Below are 15,753 nucleotides of genomic sequence, written 5' to 3'. Positions count from 1 at the left end.
CCAATTGCTAAACAAGTCTTTTCCGAATCTGAGTAGAGATGAGGTCAATGACTGTTACAACAACAATGATCATCAACAGGATAAGCCCCATTTCCTCCCAGTTTCGATTCATTTTCGCAAATACAATTAATGTTCCTATACCTCCTGCTCCGACGATCCCGAGGATGGTTGAAGCACGCACATCGATTTCAAAACGATAGATGGCATAGGAAAGAAATTCAGGTGTAATCTGCGGAAGGATTCCATGAACTAGTATCTGCAGCTTGTTAGCTCCATTCGCTTCCATGGCTTCCACCACATTTGTATCGATAGATTCCAGAACTTCAGAATACAATTTCCCTAGCATTCCTGTAGAACCAATTGCAATGGCAAGGACTCCCGCAAAAGGCTTTGGTCCGACAACAACTATAAATAAAATGGCTAAAATGATATCCGGGAAAGCACGGATTGCACTTAGGATCCATTTTCCAATTGTCGTTAATACTCTGTTATTTGTCATGTTTTGCGCAGCTAAGAAACCAAGAGGAATGGCAAGAATAGCTGCCATTAAAGAGCCGGCAAAGGCGATATAAATCGTTTCCACCATGGCTGCCCAAACATCTGATAGAGCTGACCAGTCAGGATCTAAAAGTTTGGGAATAATACGGGCATAATTGTTAGTCATCCGTTCTACAGCTTTGGCAAAGTCAATATCAATCCCCATAAATGTCCAAATATAGATCCCGGCTAAAATAACCCCAATAAGGATATTTCGCACTGTCTTAAAAGTTGAACGCTTCGGTTTAGGAGGTAAATTATGCATCATCAGACAATCGCCTCCCTTACTTTTGTACTAATATATTCAATGATTACCACCAATGCAAAAATGATAATAATAATACCCATTGCATTCGGATATTCATAGAACTTGATCTGCTGATCAAGGATTTGTCCAATTCCACCGGCACCTACTAACCCTAATACAACAGAGGCACGGATATTAATTTCAAAAACATATAAAACAAATGACGTAAATTGAGGCAGTACTTGCGGCACAACAGCATAGTAAATAGTTTGAATTGTATTCGCTCCAGATGCTTGCATCGCCTCTAAAGGATTCATATCAATTGCTTCAATCGTTTCACTTATTAATTTGGCTAGTAATCCTAGGGAAAAGATAACCAGTGCGATAATACCAGGTAATGCTCCAATCCCGAATAACGCAACGAAAATAACAGCAAGTACCAGATCTGGAATCGTTCTTAAAATATTCAATAAAAAGCGGACAAGATTATAAAGAATTTTATTGGTTGTAACATTATTGGCTGCCAGTAAGCTTAATGGAATACAGAGAATTCCTGCAGCTGTCGTTGCAATAATAGCCATCTGAATTGTTTCAGCTAAAGCTGGCCAAATGGCTTGAAATAGGCTTAAATTAGGCGGGAAAAATTTTTGAAATAGCTCTCCCATATTTCCAATTCCATCAATAAACTCAGTTATTGAAGATTCTGTTTTAAAGGAACTAAAAAGGTAGAATGCTAGTACAATAAAGAAAATAACTGTAACTCGAAACTTGGCTTTTAAGGGAATAACCGAAGGTGACTGGGTACTGGTTTTTTTTATTTCTTTTTCTGTCATGCCTCAGTCCCTCCGCGAAGATCACCTTCACGTATTGTTCGGCCATATATTTCTTCAAATGTTTTTTCAGATACTTCTGAAGCAGGGCCATCAAATACGACCTCACCAGCTCGCATACCAATAATACGATCCGCGTATTCCATCGCCATATCAATAAAGTGAAGATTCACGACCGTTGTAATATTATCTTCTTGATTGATTTTCCTTAAATATGTCATAACTTGGTGAGAAGTAGGCGGATCAAGTGATGCAACAGGTTCATCTGCCAGGATATACTTCGGCTTTTGAGTAAGCACACGCGCTATACTTACACGCTGCTGCTGTCCGCCGCTTAGTTCGTCGGCACGATTGTATATTTTTTCTTCAATATTTACACGCTTAAGGCTTTCATACGCAAGACTGCGGTCCTCTTTGGAGAATAAATTGAAGAGTGAACGCAATGTGCCAGTGTGACCAAGCCGGCCAGCTAATACATTTTTAAAGACATTGGAACGTTTTACAAGATTGTAATTTTGGAAGATCATTCCGACTTTTGTGCGGAGGCTGCGAAGTCTTTTCCCTTTATGGTTTAAAATATTTTCATTATCAACTAATAGTTCGCCTTCAGTCGCTGTAACAAGTTTATTTATACTTCGGATTAACGTCGATTTACCGGCACCTGAAAGGCCGACAATCACAACGAATTCACCCTCATTAATTGTTAAGTTCACATTCTTTAAACCTTTTGTTCCATTTGGATATGTTAAGGAAACATTTTTAAATTCAATCATTGGATATAACCCCTTTTATTCTCGGTGTATTCTAACAGCCTCAATTCTTAGCTTGCTTTAAGCGAGTTTGCTGAATTGGCAAGCCGATAAGGTGGAAACTGCCTTACACTTCAGATCAAATTGCGTTAAGTGAATGAACTATGATACAAATTGACCTTATTAAAAGTGTAAAAAGAGAGGAGAACTTGCCTCCTCTCTCCAAGTTATTCAATATTAGTCTAAAGTAATTGAATCTTTAAGTTTTGAGTATGTGTCACGAACAACTTGGTATTCAGCATCTTCAGCTGCCTCAATGGCATCCCAGCTGTATACTTCGTTCATGATTTTGATCATTTCTTCATCTTCGTTGAAAGAAAGGAATATTTCATTAATTTTTGTAACTAGCTCTTCATCTAATTCTTTAACAGTAGAGATTGTATCGTTTGGAATATCTGAAGTATAGCCAAGAATCTTTAATTCTTCTTCAATATCTGGATACTCCTCAACAAGGTCACCACGAACATCATCAAATGTAGTTGCTACATCTGCATCGCCTTCATAAACAGCAATCGCTGCTGTGTCATGACCGCCAGCTGCAATAGCTTCAGAGAAAAATTCAGTTTGAAGCGCTTCAGCAGAAGCAATATCAAACTCACCCATTAATTGTGCTGCTGGGAAAAGGAATCCAGAAGTTGAAGCAGCATCAGGATAAGCCCAGATTTTTCCTTCTAAATCTTCTAAAGACTCAATGCCAGAATCAGCGCGAACAACATATTGTGCTTTATAAGTTCCGCTTCCGTAACGAACAGATTTTAATTGAACATCAACACCGTATTGCTCATTAGCTAGTACATAAGCAAATGCAGGAATGAAACCAATTTGTACTTCATTTGCACCCATTGCTTCGATAAGTGCTGAGTAATCTGTCATAACTTTACCTTCTACTTCCATGCCAAGCTCCTCGCTTAAGCGATCAGCTAAAGGTTCAACAGTATCCGCAATTGTATCTGAATCCTGTGATGGTACAAATCCCATTACAAGACTTTCAGGTGTTTCAGTAGTTTCACTTCCATTGCTATCATCTGTTGAATCTCCTGATGTATCTTCATTACTTGAAGATTCTCCGCCGCAAGCTGCTAGAGTTACTGCTAATAGAGTTATTAGCAAGAAACCAAGAAATTTTTTCATAATTAATTCCTCCCGAAGTTTATGAATTTTGCCTAAAACCTATTATGACTGCGGAAAATCTACTTTTCTACCATTCTGGGGTTTTTTTACACTGCTTTTACATGGCTTTACATTCGGTGAAATCACCTCTATTTGCCTATCTATTGAAGCTCAAAGGGTTAGGTAGTATTTACTATTTTTGATCATGATTAGATTTACGAAATATTTACATGGGTAAATGCATAAGTCTATGAATAACGGGTATATATTTATCGCTAATTTTTTTCTGTACGACCTATTTTTCTTATTAAAATAAGGGATCAGCTATTCAAACAGAACCGTTACATTGTACTGCGGAATCTGGCCTTCTGAGGGTGCTCACCCTACCCTCTATTCCACCCGTTTTATATGTTGTGTTCAACTCAAAAAAACCCGAAACAATTAGGGAGCATAAAGTTCCGCTAATGGTTCGGGCTTATCAAGATTAAAATACTGTCTCAATCTTATTTATTAAGCATCTGGAAGAATAGATTCGTTTTTAATATAAACAGGCAACTTTATAAGAACCGCCTATTCTTCTTCAATATCTTTTTCTGTATTTAACTTCGTGATTAACAATTTATCTAACCTTGCTCCATCCATATCAATTACTTCAATCTCTAAATCTTCTACCTGAATGGTATCTTTTATTTTTGGTAAGTTTCCAATTATGTATGCGAACAGTCCGCCGATTGTATGATAATGACTTCGATCCTTTAAAAGTGATGAGTCCTCTAAGTCGAAGTATCGGATAAAGGCATCTATGGAAACAAGCCCATCTGCCAGCCATGTATCCTCATTTCTTTTAATAATTTGCGGAACCTCTTCGTCATCCTCCGGCATGTCCCCAACAATATTTTCAATAATATCATGAAGAGTTACAAAGCCTTCTATGCCTCCATATTCATCTGTTACTACCGCTTCATGTTTGCCGGACTTTTTTAAGATTTCCAACACGTGAAATACTTTCATATATTCGGGAAGAATGTGAGTATCTTCAATACAATCAGCCAGATCAAATTTCTCTCCTCCAGCCACTTTCGATAAGAGGTCTTTTGTATGAATAATCCCAAGAAAACGATCTAAACTTCCTTTTCCAACTGGGAACTTAGAGTGTGGGCTTTCATTTATCATTTTCATATTTTCCTGAAACGAATCTTCAATATCCAGCCAAATAAGCTTGGTGCGAGTTGTCAGGATATCACTTAGGCGTTTATCTCCTAAATAAAAAACCTGCTCGACGATATCCTGCTCTATTTCTTCAACCACACCGCTATAAACACCTTCTTCAATTAGCTGTGTGATTTCTTCTTCCGTTACATTTGGTTCATTGTTTGGTTTAATCCCTAAAATTTTCAGAAGAAGTTCAGTTGATTTACTTAATATCCAAATGAGAGGCCGTCCAATTTTTGAAAAATAATACATCGGCTTCGCAACAGCACTCGCAACTTTCTCAGGATTTCCTAAACCAATTCTCTTAGGAACTAATTCACCAATAATTAACGATAAATAAGTAGAGATCCCAACGACAATAATAAAGCTTAACTGGTAGCTGTAAGGAGCAAGAAAGTCAATCTGTTCTACATAAACAGATAACTGGCGGGCAATCGTTGCTCCTCCAAAAGCACCTGTAATGACACCAATTAAGGTAATGCCTATTTGAATGGTTGATAGTAATTGATTAGGATCCTCAGCTAATTTCAATGCATATGCTGCTTTATTATTTCCTTCATCACGCATTCTCTCAAGCCGGGCTTTCTTAGATGTTACAATGGCAATCTCTGTCATCGCAAAAAGACCATTCGCCACTATAAGAATCAATATGATTAAGATAGATATGCCTATATTGTCCAAGAGATTTCACCGTTCTTTCATATGATTTTATATACTTAATATCTCTTGAGTGCTGTTTAATTATCAAAATTTCCTTTTTAAATATATTTCTAAACATCTGTTTCTATCGGCAGTGAAGAAGGCTTAGCTCTCTAAATTAAATTCGGCTATTCACACCATCTAAACGCAAAAAAGCACCAATTCTCAAGAAGAATCAGTGCTTCTTATTATTAGAGCAATTATGAAAACCTGCTAGCAGCTCCTTGGAAGTGTGTTTTTCAAGTTACAATATTCCCCTTACCGAAGTGCTATGTAAGTTATCCAATTACTTTGGCTATAATCTTGAAGAAGAGTTTTTCTTAAAATGAGGGAAATCAGAGAGCGTTCAGTCTAGCGTACATAACGAATCTGTACATAAAAACAAAATCCTCTAAGGAGACCCTAGAGGATTTTTTGTTTATTCTATCCCAACCTCTTACTCAACCGTAACCGACTTCGCCAGGTTTCTTGGCTTATCGACGTCACAGTCGCGGTGAAGAGCTGCGTAGTAAGCAATTAGCTGCAGCGGGATAACAGAGATAAGTGGTGTTAATAGTTCGTGCACTTCTGGGATGATGAATGTATCTCCATCCATTTCAAGACCCTTCATCGAGATGATGCATGGGTTTGCACCGCGGGCTACAACTTCTTTTACATTGCCGCGAATGCTTAGGTTTACACTTTCTTGTGTAGCAAGAGCGATGATTGGCGTACCGTTTTCGATTAGGGCAATGGTTCCGTGCTTAAGTTCTCCGCCAGCAAAGCCTTCTGCTTGGATATAAGAGATTTCTTTAAGCTTCAGTGAGCCTTCAAGACCAACATAGTAATCGATGCCGCGGCCGATGAAGAAAGCATTACGCGTTGTAGAAAGGAAGCTGCGCGCAATATCTTCGAACTCTTCCTTCGCATCGCAAAGCACTTCCATGCCGTTTGCGACAATACCCAGCTCTTGCACTAAATCAAATTCATGCTTGAAGCCTTTGCTTGCGCCGGCTACCTCCGCTAAAATCGCTAATACCGCTAGCTGAGCCGTATAAGCCTTTGTGGAAGCAACTGCGATTTCTGGACCTGCGTGCAGAAGCAATGTGTAATCTGCTTCACGAGATAAGGTTGATCCTGGTACGTTTGTAACTGTTAGCGTTTTGTAGCCAAGCTTCGTTACGTTTACAAGTACTGCGCGGCTGTCTGCTGTTTCTCCGCTTTGAGAAATAAAGATGAACAATGGCTTTTCAGATAGAATTGGCATGTTGTAGCCAAACTCACTCGCAATATGCACTTCTACAGGAATTTTCGCTAACTTTTCAATAAATTGCTTTCCAACAAGGCCTGCATGATAAGAAGTACCAGCTGCAACGATATAAATACGATCAGCATCATTTACAGCAGAAATGATTTCTTCATCAATCGTCAGGTTGCCTGAATCGTTTTGATACGCTTGAATAATTTTACGTGTCACAAGCGGCTGCTCATCGATTTCTTTTAGCATATAGTGCGGATAAGTGCCTTTTTCAATATCACTTGCATCCAATTCAGCTGTATATGGGTCGCGGCTGATTGTTTCGCCGTTCATGTTTTGGATTGTTACTTGATCCTTTTGAACAATAACAATCTCTTTATCCATAAGCTCTACATACTGGTTTGTCACCTGCAGCATTGCCATAGCATCTGAAGCAACAACATTGAAATCTTCACCAAGTCCAACTAACAGCGGGCTTTTATTTTTAGCAACAAAGATCGTTTCTTTGTTTTCTTCATCCAATAGAGCGATTGCGTAAGAGCCTTTTAAAAGACCAAGTGTTTTGCGGAAAGCCTCTTCCGTGCTTAGGCCTTCTTTGGCAAATAGATCAATCAGCTGAACGATAATTTCAGTATCTGTGTCACTCTCTAACGCTACACCTTGAAGATATTCACGCTTTAAAAGGTCATAGTTTTCAATAACGCCATTATGAACAAGTGTATAGCGGCTTGTTGTGCTTTGGTGCGGGTGAGCGTTAACTGTGCTTGGTACACCATGTGTTGCCCAGCGAGTATGCCCGATTCCTGTATTTGCAAGAACATCTTCTTCAACAATTGAGCGCAAATCTGCAATACGGCCTTTTTCTTTGAAAACTTGAACACCATCTTCGTTCATAACCGCGATTCCTGCTGAATCGTAGCCTCTATATTCAAGCTTTTCTAAGCCTTTTAGTAAAATTTCCTTTGAGTCATTATTACCGATAAATCCAACGATACCACACATACTTCTTTTCCTCCTAGTGAAGGGGCAAGAAGCCTTATAAATAGGGCATACTTGCCCCTTATCTCTGTAATTTTTTATTTTTGGTTGTATGATGTCGGACCTTTAAAAGAGTCCGTATAAAAGCATAGCCATTCTCAGCATTCTTTCTGTTAGTTTATGGCGTTCTGCTCATTTTTATTTAGCATTCTCTTCTCTTTGTGCATCAAGTTGCCTTAATGTTTTAAAGAAGAAATTTCGGTTTTGCTATCAACCGGGAGGTATCCGCCGAAAATTCGATAAACCTCCTCCTCGTCAACTAATCCATGACCGTCCGCGGATTAGTCCAGGCGCTTTTTATTTGTAAATATTCCATCCCTTTCCTCCTTCTTTAAATTCGTTTTTGCAGCCAAACCGCTTACAAAAACAGGATTATCATACCGTAAATAGTAAAGTTCGTCAATCAATAACCTAAAGAATGAACAATTTTTCACAATTGGATTTTTCTGCAAGAGCATTCTGTTCACTTCTTTTAAAATGACTGACCATATAAAAATATGCATGGAGGAAGTAAAATGTTCCCCCATGCATATCCTATTTGAATATCTATTCTTCTTTTAAACCCATTTCTGCCCGAACAACTTCCGCTATTCTTTCTACATAAGAATCACATTGTTCTTTTGTTGGAGCCTCTGCCATAACGCGCACAAGCGGCTCTGTGCCAGAAGGGCGAACTAGGATGCGGCCATCTCCATTCATTTCTTTCTCAACTTCAGAGATCACTGCACTTACTTTTTCATTATCTGTAACATGATGCTTGTCTGTTACTCGAATGTTGACAAGCTTTTGCGGAAACTTCTTCATTTCATTCGCAAGTTCGGATAGCGGCTTCTCCGTCATCTTCATGATATTTACAAGCTGAAGTCCGGAAAGCAGACCATCACCAGTCGTAATATAATCAAGGAAAATAATATGACCAGATTGCTCGCCGCCCAGGTTATAGCCGTTCTTTTTCATCTCTTCAACTACATAACGATCACCAACAGCTGTTTGCACGCTTTGAATGCCATGCTCCTCTAAGCCCTTATAGAAGCCCAGATTACTCATAACTGTTGATACAACCGTTCCCTGTTTCAGTCTGCCCTGCTCCTTCATGTATTTAGCGCAAATATACATGATTTGGTCGCCATCCACGATATCACCATTTTCATCAATGGCAATTAGACGATCTCCATCTCCATCAAAAGCAAGACCAACATCGGCGTTTTTCTCTTTTACGAATGCAGCAAGTGCTTCTGGATGTGTAGAGCCGACACCTTCATTAATATTAAGCCCATTTGGCGATGCTCCCATCATGGAGAGATCTGCATCCAAATCCGCAAATAAATGTGTTGCAAGCGGTGAGGTTGCACCGTGCGCACAGTCTAGAGCAATATGTATGCCTGAGAAATCTTCGTCTACTGTTTGCTTTAAATATTGCAGGTACTTTTGGCCGCCTTCGAAATAGTCATTTACCTGACCAAGGTCTCCTCCTACAGGACGGGGCAAGCTGTCCTCAGGCTGATCCATGAGTGACTCAATTTCATTTTCCTGTTCATCAGAAAGCTTAAAGCCGTCTGGCCCGAAAAATTTAATGCCGTTATCTGCAACTGGATTATGAGAAGCTGAGATCATCACTCCTGCTTCTGCTCCAAGAGCTTTTGTTAAATAAGCAACTCCTGGTGTTGAAATAACACCTAAACGCATCACTTCAGCTCCAATTGATAAAAGGCCAGCTACCAAGGCTCCTTCCAGCATATGTCCGGAAATGCGTGTATCACGCCCAATCAGAACTTTTGGCCTGTCTTGATTTCTCGTTAGAACATAGCCGCCAAAGCGTCCTAATTTAAACGCCAGCTCCGGTGTTAACTCACTATTTGCAACTCCTCGCACTCCGTCAGTACCGAAATATTTACCCATGAAAAAATCGCTCCTTATTTTAAGCTTCTTTTTGTGAAATTGTTATGGTAGCCGTTTCAACAGCTAAACTCCAGTTCAGATTAGGGGGACCGTTTACATTAATCTCGACTTCATGATCCCCTTCCTCTAAATCCTCCAAATTTAACATTAAATCAAAGTCATTTGAAGCAAGTCCCTGTATTTCATTTCTTGGTCCTCGAACCGTAAGGCTTGTATTCCCATTTGCAGGTGTTTGGAATCTTGCATTATAGTTTTCACCCAAACCTGAAAGCTGTATGGGCAGATTAACCAAGGTTCTTGTTTCCTCTGTATTTTGTGCCTGATCTTGATCCTGCGTTTCTTCGCCACTATCATTGCCTTCATCTTCGCCTGTGTTAACAGCGGAAACTCCGATTCGAACAGTTACCTGTTCTGGGTCCACTTCAGTGATGCCATCTGATATGATCACTGGCAAGGTTTGTTCTGTATCCTCTTCCAGGCCGCTCACATCTACTTCAACTCGGACATTCTCTGTTTCACTAAGTACAGTCTCGCTTCCTGAAATAGTAGCCTCGTCCACATCAAGTGTTATGGAATCAATCACATAACCGCTGGCAGGGCTTCCTTCTTGTACCACTTGAATAGGCACCGTTTTCGCAAGCTGCTCAACAGGAATCGTGACCTCAATTTCAGCAGGTTCAACCACGACATTTAACTTATTCATATCCCGGTCGAACACACTTACACTTGCTGCCTCTGTTACAGTTTCTGTAATAGGACCTTCTAAATTATTCATCGTTGCTTTTACATAAGCAATACGATCAACAACATCTTTGCCCCCCGTAATGGTAACGGTATTAGGTTCTACAACAGGCTGCTCAGCTGTGAACCCTTCTCCAAGCAAGTTTTGGTTAAACTCAGCTTCAACCTGATAATCCTCTGATACTTTCTCTTGTACAGTTACTTCTGCACTTCCAGGTTCAATGGTAACTTCAAGTCTCTCGGATATGTCACTGATCTGCAGCGGAACATTTTGTGTGCCAATCTCAGCTTCCGTGAGATCAACATAAACTTCAAAATCCTGCTGCACGATTACCTGCTGCAAATTTGCGCGAGGGCCAGAGACTGTAACAGTGACGGTGTCCGGCACTCCGGTTACAACTAAATTTTCAGTATCGTAGTAGCTTTTCACTGGAATATCTTCGAGTACCTCTGAATCATGCTCACTCGGGACATTCATTTCGCTGACATCCTTATCAGGATCATATTGTGAGTCGAACAGAAGCAAAGCAAGAATCAACGCAAATACTTTCATAAACCAGCTAGTATCGATGAGCTTATCAATAAACTTATCCATTTTTCTTTCCCCTCCAATTCCATCGAGCGGAAGAAGTTTGCTTAGCAGATTGAGAAAGAAGCTCTTTAGTGAGCATTTCTTTAAATTGATCTGATTTGAGTTCTCGGTGCAGCTCGCCATTTTTAGTGACGGACACACTGCCCGTTTCCTCTGATACGACAATGGTTATACTGTCGGTCACCTCACTGATGCCAAGGGCTGCTCTATGTCTTGTACCCAGCTCCTTTGAAATAAAGGGGCTCTCTGAGAGCGGCAAGTAGCAGGCTGCAGCGGCAACTTGATTCTTTTGTAATATTACTGCTCCATCATGCAGCGGAGTGTTTGGAATAAAGATATTAATCAGCAGCTCAGAGGAAATCTTTGAATGAAGCTGTATACCTGTCTCAATATAATCCCCCATGCCTGTCTCCCGTTCAAGTGAGATCAGAGCACCAATTCTCCGTTTGGCCATGTAATCAACTGCTTTGGCAATTGCTTCAATTAATTTTTCCTGCTCTTCCTCTTCCTGATGCCCGCTTCTAGAGAAGAATCGCCCGCGTCCAAGCTGTTCTAGTGCTCTTCTCAGCTCTGGCTGGAAAATGATTGCGATAGCCAGGAACCCCCAAAGCAGCACTTGCTCCATCATCCATCCAAGCGTCTGTAAATGGAATTGATCACTAATGATCTTAACAAGCAAGATCACAAAAATCCCCTTTACAAGCTGTACAGCCTTTGTACCTTTTACAATCATAATCAGTTTATATATAACAAACCATACAAGGAGAATATCAATTGTGTTCGATAATAATCTAAATAAAGAGAAATCTGCAAACGAGAAATCCAAAAACGACATTGCTCTTCCTCCAGATCTATAGTAGAAAGTTCCAAAGTAATCCCGTTTTAAAACTGAATTTTTATGGACTTTATAGTTAAAAACATTTCAAAAGCCAATATTTACTCTAAGGCCATTGGTTATATGTAACTTTCATATTATATCATATTTCAGTGTAAATCCAATTTTCAGTTGATTTTCCTTTATCTTACCCTTTCCAGCAATTATGCGGCAAAGTTCCATGCAATCTCCATCGGCTGTTATTCACTTTTTATCCTATTTGCATCGAAACTTCTTTTAGCCACAGGGATGGACTCCACTTACTTCTAGCATATATATGAAATTTCCTTCCATGATGCTCATTTAATAAAACAGAAAATAAAAAAGCAAGAGGAGGCGGTCTCCACTTGCTTTATTGAGTTTTAACGGTTTCTGTCTCACCGAAAATATTCATAACTTCCTCAGCCGTATTTTTAATGTGATACCACATCCAGTCGAACAGTTCATTCACTTCTTCAATTTCACCTGTTACATGGCCAGCTGAAGCCTGATAATTTTCACCATTAATTACTGTTACACTGCCCTCAACCTGTCCATCAATTTTGAGATTGCCATTTTTAACAACAACATCACCCTTTACAACTTCACCTGCTGGAACAATAACTGTGTCATTTTCGATTACAAGATTGGGCTGTTTTGATACAGAAAGATGCGGATCATCATTCCAGGATGAAAGTAAACTGCCTGTCATTAAGACAATAAAGAGACTTGCTGCAGTTAAAAGCGGATGATGCCTTAACCAGCGCTGCATGCCCACCTTCTTTTTTTCTTTTGGCAGTCTCGCCATCACACTTGCGGTGAAATCTGATGGTGCTTGTATATGTGAAGAACTTTGCACAAGGGCAATGGTTCTTTTTAATTCATGAAAGTGCGTCTGGCAATCTGGGCATTGCTGCAGATGTTCTCTTAATTCTTTTTCCTGTTCGGCTGAGATCTCATCATCTAAATACTCATGCATATATACGACGATTTCTTCTTGGCATTTCAAAGTTCTCACCCTCTTTTTAAAGGTATCGTAATTGATTTCTTAAAGCTTCCCTGCCTCGGTGGATTCTTGTTTTAACTGTTCCAAGCGGCAGATTTAATATTTCACTGATTTCATTTAGGGATAATTCCTCAATGTACTTTAATACGATAACAGAGCGGTATTTCTCTGGCAACTTAGAAATTTCTCTTTGAATGGTTTCCTGCAGTTCAAGACTTTGAACCTCTTCCTCAGGAAGTCTCGAATCCGAGGCAATTTGTGAGTACATGTTTAGGCCATCCGTACCTGCTACTTCTGCATCTAAATAATAATCTGGCTTTTTCTTGCGGATCCGGTCTATACAAAGGTTTGTCGCGATTCTATATAACCACGTTGAAAACTTTAGCTCGATATTAAAGCTCGTAATATTAACATATGCTCTTAGGAATGCTTCCTGTGCAATATCTTCCGCCTCATGTCTATTGCCTAACATCCGAAAGCATACATGAAAGACCTTATCCTTATACATTTCCACCACTTCTGCATAAGCGTCCTGGTCTCCCTTTATGACCTGCTTGATCCTTTTCTTTACGATTGTCTCCATTTATTTACCTCCGCTCTAGTGCGGCTATACGATATTACGAATCGATAGCGGAAAAGGTTTCACTTTTTTTAAATTCTTCAATCTCTATATTAACAAATTTTTACTCAAGTGGTTTAAAAAATTTCCTCTGAGGGTATAAAAGTAGTAAATTACACTAAAAGGAATGGTTTTATGTGTGTAGATGCCTTATTAAATGACATTGAATTCCATCGTCGTGAAATGGTTCACCTTGCAGCAACCACTTCACTATCAAGCGAGGAAGTGATTCGGACAAGCGTAAAATTGGATCAGCTTCTGAATGAATACAATATGATTCAATCAAAAAACAAATAAACCTATTACTTGAATTCAGCTATTTGGTTACTTCCAATAGCTTTTTTTGTTTTTAAGACTGTTTGAGAATATATGAAGTCCTTTCTAAATAAAAAAAGTGACTTCAACAAAGAAATCACTTTTGTTCTATTATCTGCTTATTATGCTGTTATAGTAATTTTTCTCCAAGTAGAGAGCCCATTAATGCAACTGCTAGAGTCGCTGTTTTATTCTTTTCATCTAATATAGGGTTAACTTCCACAAATTCAGCTGAAGTTACGAGTTTTGATTCTGCTAAGAGTTCCATGGCCAAATGACTTTCCCGGTAGCTAATCCCGCCAATGACTGGTGTGCCTACACCTGGTGCATCATTTGGATCGAGGCCATCTAAATCTAATGAAAGATGCACACCATCTGTTTTATCTTTTAAATATTCGATGGTTTCCTCCATTACTTTTGCCATCCCCATCAGATCAATTTCATGCATTGTGAAAACTTTAATGCCTTTTTCTTTAATAAGTTCTTTTTCACCATCATCTAAAGCTCGTGCACCGATGAGGACAATATGCTCCGGCTTCACTTTCGGTGCATAGTTCCCTACATTCACTAATAGCTCGTGGCCGATGCCCATGCTCACAGCTAGAGGCATGCCATGAATATTTCCGCTTGGTGATGTTTCAGATGTATTCAGATCTCCATGTGCATCGTACCAAATAACACCCAGATTTTTATAATGCTTCGATATACCTGCCAATGTGCCGATGGCAATGCTATGATCTCCGCCAAGCACGAGTGGAAAGGAACCGGTTGAAATGGCTTGATCTACTTTCTCTGCAAGTAATTCTGTTTTTTCCGCTATTAAAGGCAGGTTTCTAAGATTTGATTCTGGATCTACTTCAACTTGCGGCCGGCCGACAGGAATATCACCTTCATCTATAATTTCATCAAATAGGTTCTGTAAGCGTTCATATACCCCTGCATAGCGAATGGCACTCGGACCCATATCCACACCACGTCTCATTTGTCCTAAGTCCATAGGCATTCCAATTATCTTGAGCTTTCTCATCAGCAGATCCCCCTTATAATATATGTAACTCCTTTATTTTAACCGCTTTCAAAGAAATGACTCAACTCAACAAAATTATGTATATATATGCGGTCATAAGAGGAAAGAGCAGCATTTAGCTCATTTGAAACATTATCCAGTGGTTAGGTTTGTCCACTGTAATGCTTTTTGTTCAATTTGTTTTACAAGGGGTTCCTTACCCTTTATGTAAGCGTCGATATCATATGGATATATAGATGCCAATTGCATTTTTAATTCTCCATATAGTTCTTTTATCTTTGGATGATTACGCAAGTAGTCCCGAAAGGCGATATGCCGTGCTATATCTATACTGCCTTCCTGGTAAATATGAATGTGATGTGTGCGGTCATTTCCTCCCTTTTGGAAATAACGTCTACCTCTAATTCCATTCTCTCCTTTTGGTTCATATCCAAGCGAGATCATTGCTTCATTATGAGCATCCACTCTGTATACGTTATGTACAATTGGCATAATGTCTATGACTGGCTTAGCACTTAATCCTTCTACTGCTGTGCTGCCAATATGATGAATGGCCAGTAGATCTCGTCCAAAGATCAGCTTGATTTTTTCCGCCTCTGACTCAAATAATTTAATCCAATCTGAATTGTAGGGAGAAACCTCCACCTTTCTCATTTATATCTCTCCTCCGATTGGTGATGTGCTTTGCCAATAGCTCTATGGAGCGACAAGTTCAACCTTAATTCTGTCAGGATCTTCGAAATACACAGCATAATGGTCTTTCCCTCCCGCATATGGGTGTTGATTATTATAGAGGATTTTAATCCCCTTATTCTTTAGTCTCCTTGTTAATTCATCTACATGTTCATGTGAGCTGGCATGAAAGGCTAAATGGTTTAGTCCTACCCTACACCTATGATAAGGAATATCAAGAAACCTTTCTTCTGTTTGAACAAAAACAATATAGGTGTTCTCTAATTTCCAGCTTTGCCCTTTTTCCCAT

16 protein-coding genes (1 of these 16 only partly in view) are annotated in these 15,753 nt (G+C 39.5%); 1 reads left to right on the top strand and 15 read right to left on the bottom strand.

Annotated features, from left to right (window positions below; all coding sequences use genetic code 11):
* Positions 1-7 precede the first annotated feature (7 nt).
* The 12 genes from phnE (J1899_RS01120) to sigW form a co-directional block, all read right to left on the bottom strand.
* Positions 8-805, bottom strand: coding sequence for a phosphonate ABC transporter, permease protein PhnE (gene phnE, locus J1899_RS01120; RefSeq protein WP_214476943.1), 798 nt, complete (start codon positions 803-805; stop codon positions 8-10).
* On the bottom strand, positions 805-1,617 hold the full coding sequence (gene phnE / locus J1899_RS01115; protein ID WP_214476941.1) for a phosphonate ABC transporter, permease protein PhnE: 813 nt from the start codon (positions 1,615-1,617) through the stop codon (positions 805-807). The genes phnE (J1899_RS01120) and phnE (J1899_RS01115) overlap by 1 nt, the downstream gene beginning before the upstream one ends.
* On the bottom strand, positions 1,614-2,387 hold the full coding sequence (phnC, locus tag J1899_RS01110; protein ID WP_214476939.1) for a phosphonate ABC transporter ATP-binding protein: 774 nt from the start codon (positions 2,385-2,387) through the stop codon (positions 1,614-1,616). Before phnC ends, phnE (J1899_RS01115) begins: the two co-directional genes overlap by 4 nt.
* Positions 2,388-2,600: 213 nt before the next feature.
* The gene (gene phnD, locus J1899_RS01105) at positions 2,601-3,554 is read right to left on the bottom strand and encodes a phosphate/phosphite/phosphonate ABC transporter substrate-binding protein (RefSeq protein ID WP_066451092.1); all 954 of its coding nucleotides are present in this window, start codon (positions 3,552-3,554) and stop codon (positions 2,601-2,603) included.
* A gap of 549 nt (positions 3,555-4,103) precedes the next feature.
* Complete coding sequence (locus J1899_RS01100) at positions 4,104-5,426, bottom strand: hemolysin family protein (protein WP_214476936.1); 1,323 nt, start codon at positions 5,424-5,426, stop codon at positions 4,104-4,106.
* Between the two features lie 454 nt (positions 5,427-5,880).
* Positions 5,881-7,683, bottom strand: coding sequence for a glutamine--fructose-6-phosphate transaminase (isomerizing) (gene glmS, locus J1899_RS01095; protein ID WP_214476934.1), 1,803 nt, complete (start codon positions 7,681-7,683; stop codon positions 5,881-5,883).
* A 317-nt stretch (positions 7,684-8,000) separates the two neighbouring features.
* Entirely contained in the window at positions 8,001-8,177 is a 177-nt protein-coding gene (locus tag J1899_RS01090; protein WP_214476933.1) for a hypothetical protein, read from the bottom strand.
* Positions 8,178-8,265: 88 nt separating this feature from the next.
* Positions 8,266-9,618, bottom strand: coding sequence for a phosphoglucosamine mutase (gene glmM / locus J1899_RS01085; protein ID WP_066441415.1), 1,353 nt, complete (start codon positions 9,616-9,618; stop codon positions 8,266-8,268).
* A 19-nt stretch (positions 9,619-9,637) separates the two neighbouring features.
* Positions 9,638-10,954: a CdaR family protein gene (locus tag J1899_RS01080; RefSeq protein ID WP_066441418.1), complete on the bottom strand. Its 1,317-nt coding sequence runs from the start codon at positions 10,952-10,954 to the stop codon at positions 9,638-9,640.
* A complete protein-coding gene (cdaA, locus tag J1899_RS01075) occupies positions 10,947-11,786 on the bottom strand; it encodes a diadenylate cyclase CdaA (protein WP_066441420.1) in 840 nt (279 codons plus the stop codon). Before cdaA ends, J1899_RS01080 begins: the two co-directional genes overlap by 8 nt.
* A gap of 391 nt (positions 11,787-12,177) precedes the next feature.
* Positions 12,178-12,813: an anti-sigma factor family protein gene (locus tag J1899_RS01070; RefSeq protein WP_214476931.1), complete on the bottom strand. Its 636-nt coding sequence runs from the start codon at positions 12,811-12,813 to the stop codon at positions 12,178-12,180.
* Positions 12,814-12,829: 16 nt separating this feature from the next.
* Positions 12,830-13,393, bottom strand: a complete 564-nt coding sequence (gene sigW / locus J1899_RS01065) for an RNA polymerase sigma factor SigW (protein ID WP_066441425.1) — start codon at positions 13,391-13,393, stop codon at positions 12,830-12,832.
* A gap of 171 nt (positions 13,394-13,564) precedes the next feature.
* Here sigW and J1899_RS01060 point away from each other — a divergent pair, with 171 nt between their 5' ends.
* Positions 13,565-13,726: an aspartyl-phosphate phosphatase Spo0E family protein gene (locus J1899_RS01060; RefSeq protein ID WP_082851568.1), complete on the top strand. Its 162-nt coding sequence runs from the start codon at positions 13,565-13,567 to the stop codon at positions 13,724-13,726.
* Positions 13,727-13,874: 148 nt separating this feature from the next.
* Here J1899_RS01060 and rocF read toward each other — a convergent pair whose 3' ends face one another.
* From rocF to J1899_RS01045, 3 genes are all read right to left on the bottom strand, one after another.
* Complete coding sequence (rocF, locus tag J1899_RS01055; RefSeq protein ID WP_066441428.1) at positions 13,875-14,771, bottom strand: arginase; 897 nt, start codon at positions 14,769-14,771, stop codon at positions 13,875-13,877.
* A gap of 132 nt (positions 14,772-14,903) precedes the next feature.
* On the bottom strand, positions 14,904-15,425 hold the full coding sequence (locus tag J1899_RS01050) for a GrpB family protein (protein WP_214476929.1): 522 nt from the start codon (positions 15,423-15,425) through the stop codon (positions 14,904-14,906).
* Positions 15,426-15,467: 42 nt separating this feature from the next.
* Positions 15,468-15,753, bottom strand: the 3' portion of a protein-coding gene (locus tag J1899_RS01045; RefSeq protein ID WP_214476927.1) for a VOC family protein. Its footprint extends 110 nt past the window's final position; the window shows 286 of its 396 coding nt (coding positions 111-396); the start codon falls outside the window, past its right edge; the stop codon is at positions 15,468-15,470.

Source organism: Cytobacillus gottheilii (assembly GCF_018582665.1).
Classification (GTDB): domain Bacteria; phylum Bacillota; class Bacilli; order Bacillales; family Cytobacillaceae; genus Cytobacillus; species Cytobacillus gottheilii.
This window is presented reverse-complemented; position numbering and strand designations above follow the sequence as displayed.

What these genes read in the sequence shown, in the direction of transcription:
- rocF (WP_066441428.1), bottom strand. Translation starts at nt 14,771, where the DNA reads ATGAGAAAGCTCAAGATAATTGGAATGCCTATGGACTTAGGACAAATG.
- phnE (WP_214476943.1), bottom strand. Translation starts at nt 805, where the DNA reads ATGATGCATAATTTACCTCCTAAACCGAAGCGTTCAACTTTTAAGACA.
- J1899_RS01050 (WP_214476929.1), bottom strand. Translation starts at nt 15,425, where the DNA reads ATGAGAAAGGTGGAGGTTTCTCCCTACAATTCAGATTGGATTAAATTA.
- phnE (WP_214476941.1), bottom strand. Translation starts at nt 1,617, where the DNA reads ATGACAGAAAAAGAAATAAAAAAAACCAGTACCCAGTCACCTTCGGTT.
- sigW (WP_066441425.1), bottom strand. Translation starts at nt 13,393, where the DNA reads ATGGAGACAATCGTAAAGAAAAGGATCAAGCAGGTCATAAAGGGAGAC.
- J1899_RS01090 (WP_214476933.1), bottom strand. Translation starts at nt 8,177, where the DNA reads ATGCTCTTGCAGAAAAATCCAATTGTGAAAAATTGTTCATTCTTTAGG.
- glmM (WP_066441415.1), bottom strand. Translation starts at nt 9,618, where the DNA reads ATGGGTAAATATTTCGGTACTGACGGAGTGCGAGGAGTTGCAAATAGT.
- phnC (WP_214476939.1), bottom strand. Translation starts at nt 2,387, where the DNA reads ATGATTGAATTTAAAAATGTTTCCTTAACATATCCAAATGGAACAAAA.
- phnD (WP_066451092.1), bottom strand. Translation starts at nt 3,554, where the DNA reads ATGAAAAAATTTCTTGGTTTCTTGCTAATAACTCTATTAGCAGTAACT.
- J1899_RS01060 (WP_082851568.1), top strand. Translation starts at nt 13,565, where the DNA reads ATGTGTGTAGATGCCTTATTAAATGACATTGAATTCCATCGTCGTGAA.
- cdaA (WP_066441420.1), bottom strand. Translation starts at nt 11,786, where the DNA reads ATGTCGTTTTTGGATTTCTCGTTTGCAGATTTCTCTTTATTTAGATTA.
- glmS (WP_214476934.1), bottom strand. Translation starts at nt 7,683, where the DNA reads ATGTGTGGTATCGTTGGATTTATCGGTAATAATGACTCAAAGGAAATT.
- J1899_RS01080 (WP_066441418.1), bottom strand. Translation starts at nt 10,954, where the DNA reads ATGGATAAGTTTATTGATAAGCTCATCGATACTAGCTGGTTTATGAAA.